Here is a 21,339-nt window from a genome sequence, read left to right on the forward strand (position 1 = left end):
GGATCGCGGAAGTGTGCCCGTGCGCGGGCGTTACGGCGCGCATGGCCGCGCCGCCATGGGGCGATCGGTTCAGGCGACCTTGCCGCCCGCTTCGCGCAATGTGCGCGCGACATCGCTGCCGCTCTGCATCAGCTCGAAGCCCTGCCAGCTGAAGCCGGGCGAGACCGAGCAGTCGACCAGCGTGAAGCCGCCCAGCGAACGCGCGCTCTGCCAGACACCGGCAGGCACCACCTGGTTCGATTGCCCGCCGCGTGCGGAGGTGTCCAGCTGCACGCGCGTGAGCGTGCGCTGCTCCGGATCGAACATCGACAGCTCCAGCGGGCTGCCGTCGTGCCAGTCCCAGACCTCGGTCGCGTCGACGCGATGCCAGCGCGTCACCACGCCCTCAGGCAGCAGGAACTTGATCGCGGTCAGCGCGGGCCGCTCTATCCCGTTGACCTCGGTGCGCTTGGCCGACTCGTAGACGCGACGGAAATACCCGCCTTCCGGATGCGGCGCCAGTTGCAGCTCGCGGACCAGCGCATCGGTAATCGGATTCATCGGGTTTCCTGTACGTGCCGCCGGAGATTATGGATCGTCGCCATTGGCGTACGACGGGCACAAAAAAGCCCACGCATCGGCGCAGGCTTGATGTCGAACCGCGATTGGTCGGGACGGCCGGATTTGAACCGACGACCCTCTGCCCCCCAGGCAGATGCGCTACCAGGCTGCGCTACGCCCCGAATCTCGCGGTTCGGCCCGCCTTGCGACGGGCCGCGCATTATAGCCGGAATTCCTCGGCGACTCCCAGCAGGAGCGCCGTGGCATATCAACGGCGGAGCAACTGGAGGATTTCCTCCAGCTCCATCCGCACCTGGCGCACGATCTGCGCGCTCATCGCCGATTCCTGCTTGGCGCCCTCGCCTTCCAGGCGCAGGCGGGCACCACCGATGGTGTAGCCCTGTTCGTACAGCAGGCCGCGGATCTGCCGCACCATCAGCACGTCATGGCGCTGGTAGTAGCGGCGGTTGCCGCGGCGCTTGGCCGGTTCCAGGCTGGGAAACTCGGTCTCCCAGTACCGCAGCACGTGCGGCTTCACGTCGCACAGCTCGCTCACCTCACCGATGGTGAAGTAGCGCTTTGCCGGAATCGGCGGAAGCTCGCGGTTACTGCCCGGATCCAGCATATGTTTCCACCCGCTCCTTGAGTTTCTGGCCCGGCCGGAAGGTCACCACCGTCCGTGCCGAGATCGGGATTTCCTCACCGGTCTTCGGATTGCGGCCGGGGCGCTGGTTCTTGCGCCGCAGGTCGAAATTGCCGAACCCGGACAGCTTCACCTGCCGGCCCTGCTCCAGGGCCTCGCGCAGCACGTCGAAGTAGGCGTCGACGAATTCCTTCGCCTCGCGCTTGTTCAGGCCGACCTCGTCGAACAGACGTTCGGCCATCTCCGCCTTCGTCAATGCCATGGATTACTGCATCCCCATTGCGGCCGTCACCGGCCGTGCCACTGTCTTCATACCGATCATCCGCGGATCTTCGCGCCGTGCGCTGCCTCGATCGCGGCCACGACGGCAGCCACGACCTGCGCTACCTCGACCTCGGTGAGAGTGCGTGAGTTGTCCTGCAAAATCAAGCCCATAGCGAGACTCTTTTGACCGGATTCGACCCCCTGCCCGACATAGCGGTCGAACAGCTGGACATCACGCAGCAGCGGGCCCGCGGCGTCCCTGGCGGTCGCGGCGAGGGCCGCCCAGGAGACCTCTTCGGCCACGACGAACGCGAGGTCCCGGCGGACGGACGGATAGCGGGACAACTCCGTCGCGCGCGGCAGTGCGCGGGCACTCAACGGCACCAGTTCCAGTTCGAAGGCGAATACATCGGCGTCCAGGTCCAGCGCGCGTTGCAGGCGCGGATGCAGTTGCCCGATCCAGCCGATGCAGGTGCCATCGCGGTAGACGTCGGCCGAACGCCCCGGGTGGGCATGGGCGGCGCGCGAGGGGCGGAACTCGAGAACGGCGCCGGCCAATGCCGCCACGCTTTCCAGATCGCCCTTGAGATCGTGGAAATCGGCCTTGCGCAACGGCACGCCCCACTGCTCGGCGACCGCGTCGCCGGTGATCGCGGCGGCGAGCCGCAATGACTCGACGGGCGCTTCGCCGGCCTGCGCCGGCGCATGGAACACATTGCCGATCTCGAACAGGCGCACGCGACCGGCCTGGCGCGCAGCATTGCGCTGCAGCGCCGCCACCACGCCGGGCAGCAGGCCGGTGCGCATGATCGCCAGCTCGGCGCTCAGCGGATTCGCCAACGGCACCGCGCCCTCGGCCGCTCCCCAGAGCGCAAGCCACTTGGCATCGACGAAGGCGAAGTTGACCGTCTCGAAGTAGTCGCGTGCCGCCAGTTGGCGGCGCACCTCACCGGGTTCGACGCGGGTCTCGCTCGGCGATGCGATGCGGGTGGCGCCGCCCGGCAAGGTGGTGGGCACGCGGTCGTAACCGTGGATGCGCGCCAGTTCCTCGATCAGGTCTTCCTCGATGGCGATATCGAACCGCCGGCTCGGCGCGACCACGCTCCAGCCCTCGGCGACCGCGGCGGCCTGCAGGCCCAGCGCGCGCAGGATGCGTTCGATCTCGGCGTCGGGAATCTCCACGCCCAGCACACGCGCCACGCGGGCGCGACGCAGCAGGATGGCGGTCGGCCTGGGCAGATGCTCGGGCAGCACCGCCTCGGTGGTCGGGCCGGGCACGCCGCCGGCGATCTCGAGGATCAGGCGGGTGGCGTACTCCACCGCGATGCGCGGCAGCTCCGGATCGACGCCACGCTCGAAGCGATGGCCGGCATCGGTGTGCAGGCCCAGCTTGCGGCTGCGCCCGATGATGGCGGAGGGAATCCAGTGCGCGGCTTCCAGGAAGACGTTGCGCGTGGCGTCGGTGACGCGCGTATCCAGCCCGCCCATGATGCCGCCCAGTGCCACGGCGCGCGCGGCGCGGCCGCCGCGGTCATCCGACACGACCAGGAAATCGTCATCGAGCGCCACGGTACGACCATCCAGCAGCGCGACGGTTTCATCCTTGCGCGCAGGACGCACGACGATGCCACCCTCCAGCGCATCCTTGTCGAAGGCATGCATCGGCTGGCCGAGTTCCAGCATCACGTACTGGGTCACGTCGACCAGGAAACTGATCGGGCGCACCCCACTGCGGCGCAGGCGTTCGGCCATCCACACCGGCGACGGCACGGTGGCGTCGACGCCCTCGATCACGCGGCCCACGAACCGCGGCACGCGTGCACCGGCCTCCAGTTCGACGGCCAGCGCGACCGGGCTCTGCGCCGGCACGGGCGCGGCGTCGAACGGCTTCACTTCGCTGCCCAGCGCAGCGGCCACATCGTAGGCGATGCCGCGCACGCTGAAGCAGTCGGCGCGGTTGGGCGTCAACTTGATCTCGATGCTGGCGTCAGGCAGTTGCAGATAGTCGGCGACCGCCGTGCCGACCGGCGCATTGGCCGGCAGCTCCAGCAGACCGGAGGCATCGGCGTCGATGCCCAGCTCCTTGGCCGAGCACAGCATGCCGTTGGACTCCACGCCGCGCAGCTTGGCCGCCTTGATGGCGATGCCGCCCACCTTGGCACCCACCATGGCGAGCGGCGCGATCAGGCCGGGACGCGCGTTGGGCGCACCGCAGACGATCTGCAGCAGCTCACCCTGCCCCGCATCCACCTGACAAACCTGCAGGCGATCGGCTTCGGGATGCCTGGCGCATTCGACGATGCGCGCCACCACCACGTTGGCCAGGCCATCGCCCAGCGCGGTGACCTCTTCGACCTCCAGACCGATCGCGGTGAGCGTCGCAGACAGTTCGTCGCGGGTGGCCTGGGCGGGGACGTGGCTGCGTAGCCAGTTTTCGGAAAATTTCATTTTTTGAAATTTCGGGAATAGGGAATGGGGAATGGAGAATCGTCAAGCAGCTTGGCGCGTGGTGATCGGCATGGAGTGGAAGGGCGCTTTTGCCGATTCCCCATTCTCCATTCCCGATTCCCGGCCCTCAGGCGAACTGCCTGAGGAACCGCACATCGTTCTCGAAGAACGCGCGCAGGTCGTTGACGCCGTAGCGGAGCATCGCGAAGCGCTCCACGCCCAGGCCGAAGGCGAAGCCGGTGTAGCGCTCCGGGTCGATGCCGCAGTTGCGCAGCACGTTCGGATGGACCATGCCGCAGCCCAGCACTTCCAGCCAGCGGGTGCTGCCGTCGGGCTGCTGCCAGGCGATGTCGACTTCGGCACCCGGCTCGACGAACGGGAAGTAGCTGGGGCGGAAGCGCATCTCGAAATCGCGCTCGAAGAACGCGCGCACGAACTCGGCCAGCGTGCCCTTCAGATCGGCGAAGGTCGAATGCTCGTCCACCAGCAGGCCTTCGACCTGGTGGAACATCGGCGAATGCGTCTGGTCGCTGTCGCTGCGGTACACCTTGCCGGCGGCGATCATGCGCAGTGGCGGCTGGTGGGCGTCCATGTAGCGCACCTGCACACCGGAGGTGTGCGTGCGCAGCAGGCGGCCGTCGCCGAAGTAGAACGTGTCGTGCATGGCGCGCGCCGGGTGGTGCGGCGGGAAGTTCAGCGCCTCGAAATTGTGGCGGTCGTCCTCGATTTCGGGACCGTCGGCCAGTTCGTAGCCCAGCCGCCCGAAGATCTCGGCGATGCGCTCCAGCGTGCGACTGATCGGATGCAGGCCACCACGTGCGCCGCTGCGACCAGGCAGGGTGACGTCGATGGTTTCGCCGGCCAGGCGCGTGTCGAGCGCTGCGTCTTCCAGCACGGACTTGCGCGCCGACAGTGCGTCGCCGATGGCGTCGCGTGCGCGATTGATGGCTTCGCCGACGGCCTTGCGCTGGTCGGCCGGCAGTGCGCCCAGTTGCTTCAGCTGCGAGGTCACGCTGCCGCTCTTGCCGAGCAGGGCGACGCGCAACTGCTCCACCACCTCGGGCGACTGCGCGGCGGCGATGTCGGCCAGCGCCTGGGTGGACAGGGATTCGATATCGCTCATTTCTTGATCGGGCCTCGTGTCGTCATCCCGGCGAAAGCCGGGATCCATTCTGCCGTTGCATCTGCTTCGCGTTTGGCGGCCTTGCGCACGAAGATCAAGATGGATTCCGGCTTTCGCCGGAATGACGGCAACCCACAAAAAACAATGGGGAAGGACTCGCGCCCTTCCCCACGTGTTGCCGGCGATGGATTGCCGGCGTGCTTTACGGTGGAGACGCGGCTTACGCCGCGAGTGCGCCCTTCGCCTTCTCAGCCAGGGCCGCAAAACCGGTCGCGTCGTGCACGGCGATGTCCGCCAGCACCTTGCGGTCCAGGGTGATGCCAGCCTTCAGCAGGCCGTTCATGAAACGGCTGTAGCTCAGGCCGTTGATGCGGGCCGCCGCGTTGATGCGGGTGATCCACAGCGAACGGAAATTGCGCTTCTTCTGCTTGCGGCCAATGTAGGCGTACTGACCCGCCTTGATGACCGCCTGCTTGGCGACGCGGAACACCTTGCGACGGGCGTTGTAATAGCCCTTGGCCAGGTGGAGGACCTTCTTGTGACGGCGACGCGCCGTCACGCCACGCTTAACTCGTGCCATGTCTCAGTCCTCAGAGGTAGGGAAGCATGCGGTTCAAACGGCCGCTGTCCTCGGCGCGAATGATATTCGTCGCACGCAGGCCGCGCTTACGCTTGGTCGCTTTCTTGGTGAGGATGTGGCTACGGTTGGCGTGGCCAGCCTTGAACTTGCCGGATGCGGTCTTGCGAAAACGCTTCGCCGCCGCCCGGTGGGTCTTGATCTTGGGCATTGCTATGTCCTTGACGGGTTTATGTCACTGATCCGGGCGGCGCCCTTCCGGTGCTGTGCGGCGTTGCCGCGAAGACCTGAAGGCCACTCTTTCCATCCATGCCCATATCGGCTTGTAAGTCATTGATTCCGGAGCGGAACCATAGACGGGTCCATCGGCTGCGAGCAGCCTCCCGGCGTACCGGGCCGCGTATTATGCCCGCTGCTGTTTTTTCTTGCAAATCCGGCTACTTAGCTCTGCGGCCAGAGGGCGGAAAAGCGAAAGGCGCCTTGCGGCGCCTCCCCTCACCCTTTGCCCTCTCCCCGCTTGCGGGGCGAGGGGAACGGCAGGCGTCAGCGGCTTGGCCGCTGACGTCACTTCTTCTTGGGGGCGATCATCATGACCATCTGGCGGCCTTCCAGGCGCGGGCGCGACTCGATGACGATCTCGTCGCCCAGCTCGGCCTCGATGCGCGCGGCCATCTCGCGGCCCAGCTCCTGGTGGCTCATTTCGCGACCACGGAAGCGGATGTTGACCTTGACCTTGTCGCCCTCTTCCAGGAAGCGGCGGATGTTGCGCATCTTGATCTGGTAGTCGCCCTCGTCGGTGACGGGACGGAACTTCAGTTCCTTGATCTCGACCTGCTTGGTCTTCTTCTTGGCCTCGTTGGCCTTTTTCTGCATCTCGAACTTGAACTTGCCGAAGTCCATGATCTTGCAGACGGGCGGCTCGGCGTTGGGCTGGATCTCGACCAGGTCCAGGCCCTCTTCTTCGGCTTTTGCCAACGCCTCGTCGCGCGAGAGCACGCCGATCATCTCGCCATCGGAACCGATCACGCGCACCCGCGGCACGCGGATCTCGTGGTTCTTGCGGTTTTGCTTGTTGTCAGGGGTGCTGATGTTGCAGTCTCCAGGGAGGGGTGTACCGGCCCACCAAGGGCCGGAACTTAGTGTGCAGCGTGCTCGTTACGCAAACGCTCGGCGAAGGCGGCAACGGACATGCTGCCCAGGTCTTCCCCGGAACGCGTACGTACGGCGATGGCGCCATTGTCCTTCTCGCGGTCTCCGACCACCAGCAGGTACGGCACCCGCTGCAGCGTGTGCTCGCGAATCTTATAGCCGATCTTCTCGTTCCGCAAATCGGCCGCGACCCGGAAGCCTTGATTTGCAAGGGTTTTCCTGACTTCGGCCACATAATCGGCCTGGGCGTCGGTGATATTCATCACCACGGCCTGCTGCGGGGCCAGCCAGGACGGGAATGCACCAGCGTGGTGCTCGATCAGGATGCCGATGAAGCGCTCCATCGAGCCCACGATGGCCCGGTGCAGCATGACCGGATGCTGCCGCTGGCTGTTCTCGTCCACGTACTCGGCGCCCAGGCGGCCCGGCATCATGAAGTCGACCTGCATGGTGCCCAGTTGCCAGGTCCGGCCGATGGCGTCCTTCAGGTGGTACTCGATCTTGGGGCCGTAGAAGGCGCCTTCGCCCGGCAACTCCTGCCATTCCACCCCGCAGCTGCGCAGCGCGGCGCGCAGGGCGGCCTCGGCCTTGTCCCAGGTGGCATCGTCGCCCAGCCGCGATTCCGGGCGCAGGGCGATCTTGATCTGGATGTCCTCGAAGCCGAAGTCCGCATACACCTTCAGCGCCTGCTGGTGGAACGCGGTGACCTCGGCTTCGATCTGGTCTTCCGTGCAGAAGATGTGGCCGTCGTCCTGGGTGAAGCCGCGCACGCGCAGGATGCCGTGCAGCGCGCCGGAGGGCTCGTTGCGGTGGCAGGCGCCGAACTCGCCGTAGCGGATCGGCAGGTCGCGGTAGCTGTGCAGGCCCTGGTTGAACACCTGTACATGGCCCGGGCAGTTCATCGGCTTGACCGCGTAGGTGCGATTCTCCGACTCGCTGAAGAACATGTTTTCCTTGTAGTTGTCCCAGTGGCCGGACTTCTTCCACAGGGCAACGTCGAGGATCTGCGGGCAGCGCACTTCCTGGTAGCCGCTGTCGCGGTAGACCTTGCGCATGTACTGCTCGACCACCTGCCAGATCGCCCAGCCCTTGGGATGCCAGAACACCAGGCCCGGTGCCTCTTCCTGCAGGTGGAACAGCTCCTGCTGCTTGCCGATCTTGCGGTGGTCGCGCTTCTCCGCTTCCTCGATGCGCTGGATGTAGGCCTCGAGCTGCTTCTTGTCCGCCCAGGCGGTGCCGTAGATGCGCTGCAACTGCTCGTTCTTGGCATCGCCGCGCCAGTAGGCGCCGGAGATGCGCGTCAGCTTGAACGCCTTCAGGAAGCGCGTGTTCGGCACGTGCGGGCCGCGGCACATGTCCACGTATTCCTGGTGGTAGTACAGGCCCATCGCGGTGACGTCGGTGCCCATGTCCTCGATCAGGCGCAGCTTGTAGTCCTCGCCGCGGGCCTTGAACACCTCGACGACCTCGGCGCGCGGGGTCATCTTCTTGATCACGTCGTAGTCCTGCGCGATCAGTTCCTGCATGCGCTGCTCGACGGCCGCCAGGTCGTCCGGGGTGAACGGACGTTCGCTGTAGATGTCGTAGTAGAAGCCCTCGGCGATGACCGGGCCGATGACCATCTTGACGTCCGGATACAACTGCTTCACCGCATGGCCGACCAGGTGCGCGCAGGAGTGACGGATGATCTCCACGCCCTCCTCGTCCTTGGGCGTGATGATGCGCAGCGATGCGTCATGGTCGATGACGTCGCTGGCGTCGACCAGCACACCGTCGACGGCGCCGGCGACGGTGGCCTTGGCCAGGCCGGCACCGATGGACTGCGCCACCTCCATGACGGAGACGGGATGTTCGAACTCGCGGCGGCTGCCGTCGGGGAGCGTAATGGTGATCATGTGAGGGCCGGGAATGGGGAATCGGGAGTGGGGAATCGGCAGCGGCGAAAGCAGGTGGGACTCGAAGGGAGCATCGGGACCCAGCGCAGTGGTTGCGGCGATTCCCTACTCCCCATTCCCGATTCCCTTGCCGTCCTGCGGCCAACAAAAAAGCGCCACGAGGGCGCCTACGGGATGCAGTGCCTCGGGCAGTACCGGATTCAGGCCTGGGTAGTGCTCATGTCGCACGCTCGGCCGGCGTTTCCGCGGGCCACCTCGTGATGAAGATGGCGCATCGGACTGGCCCCGGACGTCCGGAATCCACGCTGTGGAAGCGTGGTGGGCGGTACAGGGTTCGAACCTGTGACCCCTACCATGTCAAGGTAGTGCTCTACCGCTGAGCTAACCGCCCGGTCTGCCCTTTGCAGGGGCGCGAATTCTAGCCCGGAAGCGGGGTCGCCGACAACCGGGACGTGCTGCGGCCCGATCAGCCGCCCAGGCTGGCCTCCTTCAGCCGCTGGATCTGGTCGCGCAGGCGCGCGGCGTCCTCGAACTCCAGGTCGCGCGCGTGCTGGTACATCTGCTGTTCCAGCGCCTTGATCCTGGCCACCGCCTTGGCCGGATCCATCACCCCGTACTCGGCAGGATCCTCCGCCACGCGGCGCGACTTGCCCCGCCCGCCCTTGCCCTCATTGGCCGCCTCGCTGCGCGCGCCCTCCAGGATGTCCACGATGGGGCGGGCCACGGACTTCGGCGTGATGCCGTGCTCCAGGTTGTATTCCACCTGCTTCTCGCGGCGTCGGCCGGTTTCGTCGATCGCGGCCTGCATCGATCGGGTCATCCGGTCCGCATACAAGATGGCCTTGCCGCGCAGGTTGCGCGCGGCCCGGCCGATGGTCTGGATCAGCGAGCCGGTGGACCGCAGGAAGCCCTCCTTGTCCGCATCGAGGATCGCCACCAGCGACACCTCGGGCATGTCCAGGCCCTCGCGCAGCAGGTTGATGCCGACCAGCACATCGAACTTGCCCAGCCGCAGATCGCGGATGATCTCCACGCGCTCGACGGTGTCGACGTCGGAGTGCAGGTAGCGCACCTTGATGCCATGTTCGCCGAGATACTCGGTCAGGTTCTCGGCCATGCGCTTGGTCAGCGTGGTGACCAGCACGCGATCGCCCCAGGCCACGCGCTCGTTGATCTGCGACAGCAGGTCGTCCACCTGGGTGCCGACCGGACGGATTTCCACTTCCGGATCGATCAGGCCGGTGGGCCGGACCACCAGTTCCACTATCTCGCCATTGGACTCGCGCAGTTCGTAAGGGCCGGGCGTGGCCGACACATAGATGCTGCGGGGCGAGCGCGCTTCCCACTCCTCGAAGCGCAGCGGCCGATTGTCCAGCGCCGACGGCAGCCGGAAACCGAATTCCACCAGCGTCTCCTTGCGCGAGCGGTCGCCCTTGTACATGGCGCCGATCTGCGGAATGGTCACGTGCGATTCGTCGATCACCAGCAGCGCATCGGCGGGCAGGTAGTCGAACAGGGTCGGTGGCGGCTCACCCGGCGCCTTGCCGGTCAGGTGGCGGGAGTAGTTCTCGATGCCGGAACAGAAGCCCACCTCGGCCATCATCTCGACGTCGAACTGGGTACGCTGCGCCAGCCGCTGCGCTTCGACCAGCTTGTTCTGCGAGTACAGCTGCTCCAGCCGGTCCTTCAGCTCGACCTTGATGGTGTCGATGGCGGCCAGCACGCGCTCGCGGGTGGTCGCGTAGTGGGTCTTCGGGTACACGGTATAGCGCTGCAGCTTGCGCAGCGATTCGCCGGTCAACGGATCGAACAGGCTCAGACCCTCGACCTCACCGTCGAACAGCTCGATGCGCACCGCCTCGGCATCGCTTTCCGCCGGATGCACGTCGATGATCTCGCCACGCACGCGGAACGTACCGCGCTGCAGTTCGTATTCATTGCGGGTGTACTGCAACTGGGTCAGGTGGCGGATCAGTTCGCGCTGGTCGATGCGTTCGCCCAGCGACAGGATCAGCCGCAGCGAGAGGTAATCCTCCGGCGCCCCCAGGCCGTAGATGGCGGAGACCGTCGCCACCACCAGCGCATCCGGACGCGACAGCAGCGTCTTGGTCGCTGCCAGCCGCATCTGTTCGATGTGCTCGTTGATCGAACTGTCCTTCTCGATGAAGGTGTCGCTCGACGGCACGTAAGCCTCGGGCTGGTAGTAGTCGTAATAGCTGACGAAGTACTCGACCGCGTTGTGAGGGAAGAACGCCTTGAATTCGCCGTACAGCTGCGCGGCCAGCGTCTTGTTGGGCGCCATCACCAGCGTCGGCTTCTGCACCTGCTGCACCACGTTGGCGATGGTGTAGGTCTTGCCCGACCCCGTCACGCCCAGCAACGTCTGCTTCGCCAGCCCGGCCTCGAAATTCTCGACGAGCTTCTCGATGGCGCGCGGCTGGTCCCCGGCCGGCGAATAGGGGGACACGAGTTGGAAGCGGTCGGTCATGGCGCAAGCCCAGAGGTCAACCGGTGAGTATAGCCACGCGGATGTGACGGGCGCCGCGGCGAATTCCTACACGCGGACAGGAATTGACCTGATGGCGGACGGTGGCCACCGGCATGAACCTGTACGGGCTCAAGCATCCAAGGAGTCGTCGATGGCAAGGAAGCCTTCGCCTCCCCGCAAGGGAGGTCATGCCGGTGCGTGCAGGCGCGCAACCGGTTTCACGCTGGTCGAGATGTCGGTGACGCTGGCCGTCCTGGTGCTCATGGTCGCCATTGGTCTGCCGTCCATGCGCGAGTTCCGCGCACGACAGCAGGCCAGCGCGACAGCCAACCTGCTGGTGTCCCACTTCGCCTCGGCCCGCATGACCGCGATCAGCCACAACGTGCCGGTCGTGGTCTGCCCCAGCGACGGCGCCGGCGCCTGCCGCCACGGCACCGACTGGGGAGGCCACTGGCTGTCCTTCCGCGATCCGGACGGGAATCGCCAGCCCGACGACGGCAACGACTTCTACCGCAACGAGACCGTCCCCGACGAGCCCAGCATCCGCATCGTGTCCACCCAGGGCCGCCGTCATGTCCGCTATCAACCCACCGGCATGAGCTACGGCACCAACCTGACGATCCGGATATGCCATGACGGCCGCGTCGCCAGCAGCGTCATCATGAACAACACCGGCCGCGCCCGCACCGTGCGGGGCGACATGAAGACGCCCTGCTGACCCCGACAGGCGACGGGCGAAAGCTCCGCCAGCCGCACTTGAGCGGATCGACAAGGACAGAGGCTTGTCCCCGCCGGGACGGCTGGCTACAATACGCGCCCCGCCCGAATAGCTCAGCCGGTTAGAGCACTTGACTGTTAATCAGGGGGTCGTTGGTTCGAGTCCAACTTCGGGCGCCAGATGCAAAAGACAAAGGCCGCGAGCGATCGCGGCCTTTGTTGTTTACGCCAGTGCAATCCTTTACCAGCAGCCATCGGTGGCCGGTGACTTGGTACCTGTAGCATTGATCGTCAACGTACCGCAGCGCGTATCCTGCGTCGCCTGGGAGCTCTGCGGGATGGCCGAGAGTACATACGCCCTGGCCTCCACGTCCGAGACAGCCACGGTGTAGAACCTCGCGGCGTCGGGATCACAGGGAAAAACATCCGGTGATCCGTCAGCGTTGTAGGCAAGATTCGCGGTGTAGAAGCGCTCCATGCGCTGAGCCGCCTGCAGCAGACAGGTCTTGCCCGCCTCGCGACGTCCCTTGACGACATACTCCGCGTAACTGGGCCACGCGATCGCCGCGATGATGCCGATGATGGCCAGCACCACCATGATCTCGATCAGGGAGAAGCCCGACGCACTACGCTTGTTCATTCCGGTGTCCCTGTCTTCACTGAGATGCTCCATCGATCAGTCCCTCCTGACTTCGATCCACGACACACGCTCCCAACGCGGCCTGCCGCCACCGATGCCCACGCCGCCAGCGCTGCCGATCACGCTGGTGCCGCCCACGATGGTCAGGCCGCGCAGCAGGTTGGGCAGGGTCGGCATGCCAGCGCCCGTATTCACCGAACCCACGGGAAGGTTGTTGTTGCCCACCGTATCGTCCTTGGTGCCGTTCTGGTTGTTCAGGTCGAAGAACGAAATGCCCGCGCTGGTACCGGTGAACGCACTGAGTGCATTGATGTAGCCGGTGCCGTCGGCATCGCAGGCCGATCCGGTGGGCACCATGCTTGCGGTGACCAGGAATCCGGATGCCACCTGGGCATCCTGGACGATGCGTTCGCCACTGGCGGGAAGATTGACGTACCAGCCCTTGGAATCCGCCGGCAACGCGCTCTTCGCCTCGAACGCCCGCACCGGGAAACCACTGACCGTGTCCTCTGTGACGGCGACGGTGCGCTGGGTCAGGTCATCGCGATCGACCTCCTCGGACTCGTCGATGATGCCGTACATGCTCTGCACCGCCACGTTGGTGGCCTCGGCATCGGAAGACGTCAGGTAGCGTCCCGTTCCGAAGAACACCCAGCGCTTGCGCGTCAGGGGATGGGTGGCGATGGCGAGTTTGGACGTGATCGGCTGTGCGTTGCCGTCGGTATCTGTGGCGGTGAACAGACGCGTGGCCGTCCATGCCGCCGAAGACGCATTGCTCAGGTCGAACTTCCACACGTTGCCCTGCATGTCGCCCGCGAAGACGTACTTCAGCGTCTTGCCATCCGCTTCGTACGCGCCCGTCGGCGTCGACAAGCCGTTGGGTGCCGCCGCCGAGCCCACGCCCGTATCGATCTGCTGGATGACGGCGCCGGTCTCCGCATCGAGCACGATCAGCACCGCGCGTTCGCTGGTGCTGTTGATGCCATTGCCGAGCACCACAGCCGTGGAACCGCCCGCCTTGGCCAGGATGGGCTTGCCCAGCACCAGCCCCATGTGATTGCCCGGCGTCTCGGAACGTTCCCATTTGGCGACGTCGGTCGCCGCCAGGGCAGCCGCCTTGGGATTCGTCACATCCAGCGCATAGAGTCCCTTGCCACCACGCCCCAGCGTACCCACCAGAATGTGCTTGTTGGGCGTCAGTTCCTTGCTGCTGACCGTGATGGGGCCATCCACGAAGAACTTGTGGGCATAGTCGCCGCGACTGAGCGTGGCGAGATGGTTGAAGTTGAGGATGTTGGGAACGTAGCCGAACAGTTCCTGACCATTGCTGGCGTCGAAGGCGTGCAGCATGCCGTCGTTGGCGCCGACATAGATCGTGTTGGTGTCCTCGACATACGCGGGAGACGAACTGACGATGTCGCCCAGGACGCTGGTGCGGTTGCGCAGGCGCGCGCCCGTGCTGCTGCCGCTACGCTCTTCGAGCGAGGCATCGCCCTTGATGTAGTTGGCATTGTTGGCGCCAGACACTTCGTAGTTCGAAGGACCACCACTACGAGCCAGAGCTGCTGCCTGGTCGGTGGTTGGGAAGCTCTCGCCGCCGAGCGTGCCACGCGTGAACACCTTGCGTGAACCCCACGCGGGAATGGACGAGTTCCATTGAACCGCGCCCACGCCCGTGGCGCTGACGGCGCGTGCCGTCAACTGGCCCGTCCACGTTCCGGCCGTGTAGCTGGCGCTGTAGACGCGCGTACCGGTCTCGAGCGAGACGGAGTTCGATGCGATGTTGGAGTACGAACTGGTGCGGTTACTGATCTCCTCCAGCGCCGCCCGGAGGCCCTCGGTGAACTGCGTAGGGTTGCTTGCAGCCACAAAAGCGCCTCGCCCATTGACTGCGGCGTGCAGCAGGTCGTCGATGTTGGCCTGCCGGTTGTCCGCCGGCTCAGGCCAGGCGAATGCGCCGGCCGAACGCACTTCATCAACAGAAGAGTAAGGCAACGTGCCCTTGAGGCCAATCGAGATGCCGAACGTGACCATGTGCTGCCAGAATGCCGGATTCGCATCCGAGCTCGGCACGATGTTGTCGAGGTCCGTCCGGAGATCACGATTCCAGTAATACATCGCCACGTCGGCCAATGTATTGGAATGCCCGTCGTTGTAGGGCGCGCCTGGCGTATAGGTGAACGTCTGGTTGTTGGGTCCGGTAATTGCGCTACGAGCCGTGTCGTCAACATTTCCGGTGGCCGTCGATGCAGCGGCATCATTCCAATACCCATCCGTGGTCAGGATGGAGAAGTTCTGGCGGCACGCGTACTGGCTTACGGATTGGGGGCCGTAGGGACCGGTTGCATCCGTGTTCTGGAAGTACCGGCCCGCGTCGTCTAGCGCCCTACGCAACGGCGTACCGTTGTACCCGATCGCGTTTTGCATACGGCTATACCATGTCGTTCGACTGGTAGTAGCTTCGTTTGCGGGCGTTGCGGGATTGTCGGGGTTGTTGACGAACCTGCCGTCGTTGCCATCACCGACCGGAATGTTGAAGGTGTTTCGGCCCCAGATGGTGCGGAAACCTGCGCGAACCTTGCCATCAAGGCCGTCGAAGGCTTCGCTGGCACCAGCTTTCGCGGCCTTCATACGCGAACGATGATAGGAGAACCAAGTCGCGTAGTTCGACTGCTCGGCGCTGACCGTGCGTCCGGTGGGGGTCGTGTTGGTCTGGCAATTGATCCAACCGGAACCGCTCGTTGCTCCACTGCAACTATTGGTTTCGTATCTGATGGCGCTGACGCGATATGCGGTGCTGCGATTGTCATTACGTTGCACCCGCACCTGGTATTGACCCGAAACAGTCGGGTTCACAAAACAGGTGGTGTTATTGCCCTTGGTCAGCGAGCCACCGCAGACCTGCGCACCGCCCGGCGCATCGACGACGTAGTTCAGCGTACGGTTGTTGTTACCCGTTTCGGTATTGCTGATCGTGATTTCCAGGAAGAGATTCGCTGCAACGGACGTGAGTGGCAGGCTCACGACATTATTGTTTCCCAGTGTGCCGTTGTAAGGATTGGCCCCGTTGACATTCACACCCGCCTGGTTGATTCGAGCAACCGCGCCATACTCGCTTCGGATAACGTCATTGCCCGTAATCTGGTAGCGATAATAATTGGTGCCCGCGCCAAGATAGGCGGCGTCCGTACTCGCAGTATCCTTGGGGACATAGAACGTCTGCACACCACCACACACCTGCGTGCCGTCCGTGCCTGTAAGTTCGTCCGTATGATCGTTGTTGTTGTAATTGTATCGACGGCAACTAGCAGCATTCGCTAGATCGATGGTGCCTCCGCCTGCCCGGTTGAAACTTCCGTAAACCGCGTTGAAGCTGGTACCGCCTGTCATACGCGTACCGTCTGCACGCATCCAGGGCCGGTAGACGGTCGCAGGGTTGTAGTAGAGCGTATTGCGGGTATAGGCGTTGCTCGCCACATTGGGGGTAGACGTGTTCGGCACGCTGTCCGGCATGTAATTGAATGCCATCGAACCCGAGTCATCCAGGATGAACAGGATATTCGGCGCCACGCGCGCCTGCGTGGTCAGCGGATCATCGGGAATGCTGATGCCGGCATTGACCGGCAGGGCCAGCAGGGTTGCCAGGAAAGCAGCAAAAATGGCTCCCCACTTGCTCGGCGCTGCATGATGCTTGGAGGTGGTCTTCATATCAGAATCCTGCGGCCTGGGCGCTACCCACGATGTTGGCCTGGATGAGGACGTCCGCACGTCCCGCTGCGCGGCTGCGCACGGTGACGCGGTAGCTCAGCGTCCTGCAGTCCAGGTTCGGATTGTTCTTTTCTTCTTCGGACTTGCACTGGGCGTCGTCGTCGACCTTGTTGGCCACGTCCTGTCCCAGGTACTCGACCCAGTACTCCGGCGCTTCGGGCAGACGGCCCGCGTCGTAGGCTGTGTCGGGCGCTTCCTGCCAGGCGGGATCAGCCCCGCGCGGACACACGCCGTCATCAGTGCAATCGTCATTGGTGGGTGGCGTCTGTGCCCATGCACCAGAGGCCATCACTACCGTCTGCACATGCCGCAGCGTGGATTCGGCGGATTCAAAGGCCACGCTACGATCGCGCAGGTTGGCGCTCATGCGCTCCTGCATCGCGGCACTGCGCATCACGGCAACACCCAGCAGCGAGACCGCGATCAGCAGGACCAGCACGACCACCAGCGCGATGCCCTGCTGTCCAGTCCGGCCAGCGCCATTCCCATATCGAGCATGCGATGTCATGACGGGTTCAAGCTCCCTTTTCTCAGGCTGACGACATTGGAGGTCTGCCGCGTCAACTGGGCTCCATCGACATCCTGGCCGCGCAGGGTCATGGTGACGCGGACAGCCACGACCTCGGCAGGACGGGGCAGCGCGGCGGCGACGTAGTCCGCCGCACCGCTGTGCAGATACCCGATGGTGATGTCCTGGACACCCTCGGCGACTTCTTCGCGATCGCCGCCGTTGCGACTGACGTACAGCGAGTTGCCGAGCGCGCCACCCCGCCCGTTCGCTTCGACGAACCATTCCACGTCGCGCATACGCGCGATCATCGCCGTCGTCGGAGCGGCCGGCGATCCGGTGAGGGTGACGCCTGCCGGCAACGACGGCGTGAACGTGACGGTAGCGCCAGTGACATCGCCGCTCACTTCCACGACGAAGGTCCTGCCGGGATTGCACAGCAACAGCACATCACCGTCGTCGAAGACGTTGCCGCTGGCCGGCAGGTCGTCCTCGTCCAGCGTGATCGAATTGCTGGCAGCCGACACCACCCGATAGGCCACGTTGTCGCCGCCCACCAGCCGCATGCGCGTCGCATCGCCGCTGACATAGGTGTCGCGGATCAGCTCCGCCTCTTCGCTGGTGTCGTCAATGCCGACCTGTGCGTATTTGCTGCAGGAATTGCCACCCGCTCCCCGGATATCCTGCGAGACCAGCTCGAATGCCACGCGTGCGTTCTCCTGCATGCGGGCAAGGCCCTGATTCGACTGGTAGGTCATCTGGTTGGAATGGAAGATCGCGAACGCGGCACCCACCACCAGCAAGCCCAGCACCAGCGCCACCATCAACTCGATCAGGCTCAGGCCACGCTGGTGGTGGCGCCCCAACGGCGACCGCTGCGCGAGGAAGGAATTCATATCGCGCTCCTCGTCTCGATCGTGCGCTCGGCCTCGCCGCCGGCGCGCTCGTCGTTCCAGCGCACGCCAATCACGCAGGCATCCGGGCAACCGGATATCCGGCCACACGTGGTGTCGTCGTCGGCAGTGCCCATGGTGGTCTTCAGGCTGTCGATCCAGTCACGCATGTCGTTCTGGGCCAGCGTGCCGCCGGTCCCCGCCGTGCAGACCCAGTCGGCCGTGTTGTAGGACGCCGCGTTGGCGGCGTTGGTCCGCATGGACTCCAGGATCGAGGTGGTCTGGATGACTGCCTGACTGCTTTCCAGCGAGCTTTGCCCGCCACGCAGTGCGATGGACTGCATCGCGGCCACGCCCAGCAGGCCGATGCCGAGGACAACCACCGACACCAGCACCTCGATCAGGCTGATGCCGCGCTGGCGCGAAGGCGCACCAGGGCGACCGTGGCGCATCATGCGGACGGGATTCTTCAACATTCACCTGCTCCGTCGTTACGGGTTGTACGCGCAGCGCCACTGATCAGGACGGTGATCACGCGCTGGTTCTGTGCCGGCTTGGTGGTCGGGAGGCAGACCGTGATCGTGGCCTGCGCGGCACTCAATCCGGAAGGCCTGAAGGTGACGCCCGCAGCGGGCCCACTCATCTGCATGCCGGCGGGCAGCGTGACGTCGCGATAGACGCTGGTCACCTCGTCGCCGCCTTCCGATGCGAGATTGTCGCGGCCGCGGATGATCACGCGCGACCATTCGTCCGTGTCGGCGCAGGTGGTGCCGTCCTCACTGCCGCAGATCGTGACCGGGGCCGCCGTGCGGACAGCCTCCGACCGCGCCAGCTGGATGGCACTGGACAGCTCCTCTGCCTGACCATTGAGGCGGTTCGCATTGATCAACTGCTGCATGGCGGGCAAGCCGATTGCGGCGATGATGGCCGCCACCGCGAGCGTGACGATCAGTTCGATCAGGGTGAAACCCTGCCCATCCTTGCGGCGGCATGAGGCCTGTTGGCGGCTTCGACGGAAAACGGACATACCACTCCCCTTTTGCAGGGTGACAACGTAGGCCGTGGCCGGCCGCGATGCCACCGGTTACAGAATGAACGGCGTAATCAGGACCCTGAATGGCACGATGGCGCCTGTCAGCCCCCGGTCCGGGCAGGCATGATGCCCTGAACCGCAGAAGCTGAACATGACGCCGATCCCGCCCCCGACACGACTCAGTCCGCTGGACACCCTCTGGCAACCGCGCACGCTCATCTGGGTGCTGCTTGCCGGGGAAGCCGTGGCGGCGGTGCTGGCGGTGGCACCGGGAACCGACGGCGACCGCCTGACCTATTTCGGCGTGGCATCGCTGGCGATCCAGTGGATCTCGCTGACGGCGCTGTGTCTGCTCTACCTGCTGCGCCGGCAACTCGCAGGCCTGCGTCCCCCGGTGGTCGCCCAGGTCGGCCTGGGCGCGCTGCTGCTGAGCACCTGGATGGTGATCGGCCTGGCGTGGCTGACCTTGCGCGACTACGCCCTGCTGCCGCAGGACGGATGGTCGGGTTTCGCGCTACGGGTCACCGCCATCGCGCTGATCATGGGGCTGCTGGGTCTGGCCGCGTTCCAGGCGCAGTGGAACGCGAAGCAACTGGCCGTCAGCGCCGAGCACGCCAAGCTGCAAGCGCTTCAGGCCCGCATCCAGCCCCACTTCCTGTTCAACACCCTCAATACCGGCATCTCGCTGTTGCACGCCAAGCCCGACCTGGCCGAGCAGTTGCTGCTGGATCTGTCGGACCTGTTCCGGGCGGCGCTGTCGCAGCGTGACGCGCTCCTGCTGGAAGAGGACCTGTCGCTTGCGCGCCGCTACCTGGAGATCGAACAGCTCCGCCTGGGGGATCGCTTGCACCTGGACTGGGATGTCGCCGAGACGCTGCCCACGCTGCAGGTGCCCACGCTGTCCATCCAGCCGTTGGCCGAGAACGCGATCCGCCATGGCATCGAACCCTCCACCTCGGGGGGCGAAGTCGGCATCCGGGTCGAGACGGTCGACGGATACCTGCAGGTGTCCGTCTCCAATACCTTGCCGCCGGCTTCGTCGCGCGCTGCGGCAGGGCACCAGGTCGGCCTCAGTTCGGTGCGGGCGCGCATCCACGCCGCAACCGAGGGCCGCGGACGCGTGGATACGCGCATCGTGGATGGCCGCTACTTCGCCGTCATCCGCTTGCCGCTCGACACCTCTCCATAGCGCGAAGCGTCAGGTCACTACGCGATAGCAGGGCCGGTACTCGCCGGCGATCTTCATGCGCCGCTGCTCGACGAACGCGCGCAGCAAGGCGTCCAGCGCCTGCATCATGGCGGCGTCGCCATGGATCTCGAACGGACCGAACTCCTCGATCCGGCGCATGCCGTCCTCCTTGACGTTGCCCGCGACGATGCCGGAGAACGCACGGCGCAGGTCCGCGGCAAGGTCGTGGACGTCGCGGCCGGGCCGCAGCTGCAGCCCCGCCATCGCCTCGTGCGACGGAACAAACGGCTGCTGGTAGTCCTCGGGAATCTGGATGGCCCAGTTGAAGAAGAACGAGTCCTTGTGCTCGATGCGGTACTCGCGCACCTTGCGGATGCCGGCCACCATCTTCTTCGCCACCGCCACCGGGTCGCCGACGATGATCTCGTAGCGCTCGGCCGCCGCGTCGCCCAGCGTCAGCCGGATGAAACGGTCGATCTGCTCGAAGTACGGCGCCGCGATGGTCGGACCGGTGAGGATCAGCGGGAACGGCAGGTCCGCGTTGTCCGGATGCAGCAGGATGCCGAGCAGGTAGAGGATCTCTTCCGCCGTGCCCACGCCGCCCGGGAACACGATGATGCCGTGGCCGAGGCGGACGAAGGCCTCCAGGCGCTTCTCGATGTCCGGCATGATGACCAGATGGTTGACGATCGGGTTGGGCGACTCGGCGGCGATGATGCCCGGCTCGGTCACGCCGATGTAGCGCGTCTTGGCGCGACGCTGTTTGGCGTGGGCGATCGTCGCGCCCTTCATCGGCCCCTTCATCGCACCGGGACCGCAGCCCGTGCAGATATCCAGCCCGCGCAGGCCCAGCTCGTAGCCGACCTGCTTGGTGTAGAGGTATTCGTCGCGCGAGATCGAATGGCCGCCCCAGCACACCACCAGGTTGGGATCGCTGGGCTTGAGGATGCGCGCGTTGCGCAGCAGGCCGAACACCGCATTGGTGATGCCGGCGGAGGATTCCAGGTCGGCCGCATACTCCGGGCCGAGTTCGATCGCGGTATAGGCCAGGTCGCGGACCACGGCGAACAGCAGCTCGGCGATGCCGCGGATGATCTCGCCGTCGACGAAGGCCATGGCGGGCGCGTTGATCAGGTCGATGCGCACGCCGCGGTCCTGTTGCAGCACCTGGATGTCGAAATCCGGATACAGGTCGCGCGCCGCACGCGGATCGTCCGAGGCGCTGCCGCTGGTCAGCACGGCCAGCGCGCAGCGGCGCAGCAGCTCGTGCATGCCGCCGCTGGAGGCGTCGCGCAGGCGCGCCACTTCGGCGCGGGAAAGCACGTCCAGGCCACCGCGCGGGTAGATCCGCGCGTCCTGCACCGGCAACGCCCTCGATGCCGTTTCACTCATGGGAGTTTCCTGTCTTCGTTCGTCAGAGGCGGGACTTTAGCGCAGTCCCCGGGGCCTGAGGAGCCCGCCCAA

At 65.2% G+C, this 21,339-nt stretch carries 19 protein-coding genes and 3 tRNA genes; 3 read left to right on the forward strand and 19 right to left on the reverse strand.

Features of this window, described 5'->3' with window-relative positions; genetic code table 11:
* Positions 1 to 69: 69 nt before the first annotated feature.
* From MMG85_RS10690 to uvrB, 12 genes are all read right to left on the reverse strand, one after another.
* Entirely contained in the window at positions 70 to 540 is a 471-nt protein-coding gene (locus MMG85_RS10690; protein WP_241046031.1) for a cupin domain-containing protein, read from the reverse strand.
* A gap of 105 nt (positions 541 to 645) precedes the next feature.
* Positions 646 to 722: transfer RNA gene (locus MMG85_RS10695), tRNA-Pro, on the reverse strand.
* A gap of 86 nt (positions 723 to 808) precedes the next feature.
* The gene (locus MMG85_RS10700; protein ID WP_055936060.1) at positions 809 to 1,165 is read right to left on the reverse strand and encodes a MerR family transcriptional regulator; all 357 of its coding nucleotides are present in this window, start codon (positions 1,163 to 1,165) and stop codon (positions 809 to 811) included.
* Positions 1,146 to 1,445, reverse strand: a complete 300-nt coding sequence (locus tag MMG85_RS10705) for an integration host factor subunit alpha (RefSeq protein ID WP_055936063.1) — start codon at positions 1,443 to 1,445, stop codon at positions 1,146 to 1,148. The genes MMG85_RS10700 and MMG85_RS10705 overlap by 20 nt, the downstream gene beginning before the upstream one ends.
* 56 nt (positions 1,446 to 1,501) lie before the next feature.
* A complete protein-coding gene (gene pheT, locus MMG85_RS10710; RefSeq protein WP_241046032.1) occupies positions 1,502 to 3,895 on the reverse strand; it encodes a phenylalanine--tRNA ligase subunit beta in 2,394 nt (797 codons plus the stop codon).
* 127 nt (positions 3,896 to 4,022) lie between these two features.
* Positions 4,023 to 5,018 carry a phenylalanine--tRNA ligase subunit alpha gene (gene pheS / locus MMG85_RS10715; RefSeq protein WP_241046033.1) on the reverse strand — a complete coding sequence of 332 codons (996 nt, stop codon included), beginning with the start codon at positions 5,016 to 5,018 and terminating at the stop codon, positions 4,023 to 4,025.
* Between the two features lie 220 nt (positions 5,019 to 5,238).
* Positions 5,239 to 5,598, reverse strand: a complete 360-nt coding sequence (gene rplT, locus MMG85_RS10720) for a 50S ribosomal protein L20 (protein ID WP_055936072.1) — start codon at positions 5,596 to 5,598, stop codon at positions 5,239 to 5,241.
* Between the two features lie 10 nt (positions 5,599 to 5,608).
* Positions 5,609 to 5,806, reverse strand: a complete 198-nt coding sequence (gene rpmI / locus MMG85_RS10725) for a 50S ribosomal protein L35 (protein WP_014160066.1) — start codon at positions 5,804 to 5,806, stop codon at positions 5,609 to 5,611.
* A gap of 353 nt (positions 5,807 to 6,159) precedes the next feature.
* Positions 6,160 to 6,684, reverse strand: coding sequence for a translation initiation factor IF-3 (infC, locus tag MMG85_RS10730; RefSeq protein WP_082563055.1), 525 nt, complete (start codon positions 6,682 to 6,684; stop codon positions 6,160 to 6,162).
* Between the two features lie 47 nt (positions 6,685 to 6,731).
* Positions 6,732 to 8,639 carry a threonine--tRNA ligase gene (gene thrS / locus MMG85_RS10735; RefSeq protein WP_241046034.1) on the reverse strand — a complete coding sequence of 636 codons (1,908 nt, stop codon included), beginning with the start codon at positions 8,637 to 8,639 and terminating at the stop codon, positions 6,732 to 6,734.
* A gap of 316 nt (positions 8,640 to 8,955) precedes the next feature.
* Positions 8,956 to 9,030 (reverse strand) — tRNA-Val (locus MMG85_RS10740).
* 75 nt (positions 9,031 to 9,105) lie between these two features.
* Positions 9,106 to 11,127: an excinuclease ABC subunit UvrB gene (uvrB, locus tag MMG85_RS10745; RefSeq protein ID WP_241046035.1), complete on the reverse strand. Its 2,022-nt coding sequence runs from the start codon at positions 11,125 to 11,127 to the stop codon at positions 9,106 to 9,108.
* A 151-nt stretch (positions 11,128 to 11,278) separates the two neighbouring features.
* Here uvrB and MMG85_RS10750 point away from each other — a divergent pair, with 151 nt between their 5' ends.
* Both MMG85_RS10750 and MMG85_RS10755 read left to right on the forward strand, forming a co-directional pair.
* Positions 11,279 to 11,845, forward strand: coding sequence for a GspH/FimT family pseudopilin (locus MMG85_RS10750; RefSeq protein WP_241046036.1), 567 nt, complete (start codon positions 11,279 to 11,281; stop codon positions 11,843 to 11,845).
* Between the two features lie 102 nt (positions 11,846 to 11,947).
* Positions 11,948 to 12,024, forward strand: a tRNA-Asn gene (locus MMG85_RS10755).
* 61 nt (positions 12,025 to 12,085) lie between these two features.
* Here the strand turns inward: MMG85_RS10755 and MMG85_RS18470 are convergent.
* From MMG85_RS18470 to MMG85_RS10790, 6 genes are read right to left on the reverse strand one after another with little or no spacing between them, the layout of a single operon-like run.
* Positions 12,086 to 12,517 (reverse strand): type IV pilin protein, encoded by a 432-nt coding sequence (locus tag MMG85_RS18470; protein WP_277399830.1) that lies wholly within the window; start codon positions 12,515 to 12,517, stop codon positions 12,086 to 12,088.
* Positions 12,518 to 12,520: 3 nt separating this feature from the next.
* Complete coding sequence (locus MMG85_RS10770; protein WP_241046037.1) at positions 12,521 to 16,192, reverse strand: PilC/PilY family type IV pilus protein; 3,672 nt, start codon at positions 16,190 to 16,192, stop codon at positions 12,521 to 12,523.
* A gap of 1 nt (position 16,193) precedes the next feature.
* A complete protein-coding gene (locus tag MMG85_RS10775; RefSeq protein WP_241046038.1) occupies positions 16,194 to 16,760 on the reverse strand; it encodes a PilX N-terminal domain-containing pilus assembly protein in 567 nt (188 codons plus the stop codon).
* Positions 16,757 to 17,656: a prepilin-type N-terminal cleavage/methylation domain-containing protein gene (locus MMG85_RS10780; RefSeq protein WP_241046039.1), complete on the reverse strand. Its 900-nt coding sequence runs from the start codon at positions 17,654 to 17,656 to the stop codon at positions 16,757 to 16,759. The genes MMG85_RS10775 and MMG85_RS10780 overlap by 4 nt, the downstream gene beginning before the upstream one ends.
* Positions 17,653 to 18,129, reverse strand: a complete 477-nt coding sequence (gene pilV / locus MMG85_RS10785) for a type IV pilus modification protein PilV (protein ID WP_241046040.1) — start codon at positions 18,127 to 18,129, stop codon at positions 17,653 to 17,655. Before pilV ends, MMG85_RS10780 begins: the two co-directional genes overlap by 4 nt.
* Complete coding sequence (locus MMG85_RS10790) at positions 18,123 to 18,680, reverse strand: GspH/FimT family pseudopilin (protein ID WP_241046041.1); 558 nt, start codon at positions 18,678 to 18,680, stop codon at positions 18,123 to 18,125. The genes pilV and MMG85_RS10790 overlap by 7 nt, the downstream gene beginning before the upstream one ends.
* A gap of 157 nt (positions 18,681 to 18,837) precedes the next feature.
* Here MMG85_RS10790 and MMG85_RS10795 point away from each other — a divergent pair, with 157 nt between their 5' ends.
* Entirely contained in the window at positions 18,838 to 19,875 is a 1,038-nt protein-coding gene (locus MMG85_RS10795) for a histidine kinase (RefSeq protein WP_241046042.1), read from the forward strand.
* A 9-nt stretch (positions 19,876 to 19,884) separates the two neighbouring features.
* On the opposite strand, the gene ppnN is transcribed toward MMG85_RS10795, so the two are convergent.
* Positions 19,885 to 21,267 carry a nucleotide 5'-monophosphate nucleosidase PpnN gene (ppnN, locus tag MMG85_RS10800; RefSeq protein WP_241046043.1) on the reverse strand — a complete coding sequence of 461 codons (1,383 nt, stop codon included), beginning with the start codon at positions 21,265 to 21,267 and terminating at the stop codon, positions 19,885 to 19,887.
* Positions 21,268 to 21,339 lie beyond the last annotated feature (72 nt).

It is taken from the genome of Pseudoxanthomonas sp. LH2527, from assembly GCF_022539275.1.
Taxonomy (GTDB): domain Bacteria; phylum Pseudomonadota; class Gammaproteobacteria; order Xanthomonadales; family Xanthomonadaceae; genus Pseudoxanthomonas_A.

Bases quoted from the DNA above. Each gene is read 5' to 3' on its own strand.
- MMG85_RS18470 (WP_277399830.1), bottom strand. From the start codon at position 12,517: ATGGAGCATCTCAGTGAAGACAGGGACACCGGAATGAACAAGCGTAGT.
- pheT (WP_241046032.1), bottom strand. From the start codon at position 3,895: ATGAAATTTTCCGAAAACTGGCTACGCAGCCACGTCCCCGCCCAGGCC.
- rplT (WP_055936072.1), bottom strand. From the start codon at position 5,598: ATGGCACGAGTTAAGCGTGGCGTGACGGCGCGTCGCCGTCACAAGAAG.
- MMG85_RS10690 (WP_241046031.1), bottom strand. From the start codon at position 540: ATGAATCCGATTACCGATGCGCTGGTCCGCGAGCTGCAACTGGCGCCG.
- MMG85_RS10705 (WP_055936063.1), bottom strand. From the start codon at position 1,445: ATGGCATTGACGAAGGCGGAGATGGCCGAACGTCTGTTCGACGAGGTC.
- pilV (WP_241046040.1), bottom strand. From the start codon at position 18,129: ATGTTGAAGAATCCCGTCCGCATGATGCGCCACGGTCGCCCTGGTGCG.
- uvrB (WP_241046035.1), bottom strand. From the start codon at position 11,127: ATGACCGACCGCTTCCAACTCGTGTCCCCCTATTCGCCGGCCGGGGAC.
- MMG85_RS10790 (WP_241046041.1), bottom strand. From the start codon at position 18,680: ATGTCCGTTTTCCGTCGAAGCCGCCAACAGGCCTCATGCCGCCGCAAG.
- thrS (WP_241046034.1), bottom strand. From the start codon at position 8,639: ATGATCACCATTACGCTCCCCGACGGCAGCCGCCGCGAGTTCGAACAT.
- MMG85_RS10700 (WP_055936060.1), bottom strand. From the start codon at position 1,165: ATGCTGGATCCGGGCAGTAACCGCGAGCTTCCGCCGATTCCGGCAAAG.
- rpmI (WP_014160066.1), bottom strand. From the start codon at position 5,806: ATGCCCAAGATCAAGACCCACCGGGCGGCGGCGAAGCGTTTTCGCAAG.
- MMG85_RS10770 (WP_241046037.1), bottom strand. From the start codon at position 16,192: ATGAAGACCACCTCCAAGCATCATGCAGCGCCGAGCAAGTGGGGAGCC.
- pheS (WP_241046033.1), bottom strand. From the start codon at position 5,018: ATGAGCGATATCGAATCCCTGTCCACCCAGGCGCTGGCCGACATCGCC.
- MMG85_RS10775 (WP_241046038.1), bottom strand. From the start codon at position 16,760: ATGACATCGCATGCTCGATATGGGAATGGCGCTGGCCGGACTGGACAG.
- MMG85_RS10780 (WP_241046039.1), bottom strand. From the start codon at position 17,656: ATGAATTCCTTCCTCGCGCAGCGGTCGCCGTTGGGGCGCCACCACCAG.
- MMG85_RS10795 (WP_241046042.1), top strand. From the start codon at position 18,838: ATGACGCCGATCCCGCCCCCGACACGACTCAGTCCGCTGGACACCCTC.
- MMG85_RS10750 (WP_241046036.1), top strand. From the start codon at position 11,279: ATGGCAAGGAAGCCTTCGCCTCCCCGCAAGGGAGGTCATGCCGGTGCG.
- ppnN (WP_241046043.1), bottom strand. From the start codon at position 21,267: ATGAGTGAAACGGCATCGAGGGCGTTGCCGGTGCAGGACGCGCGGATC.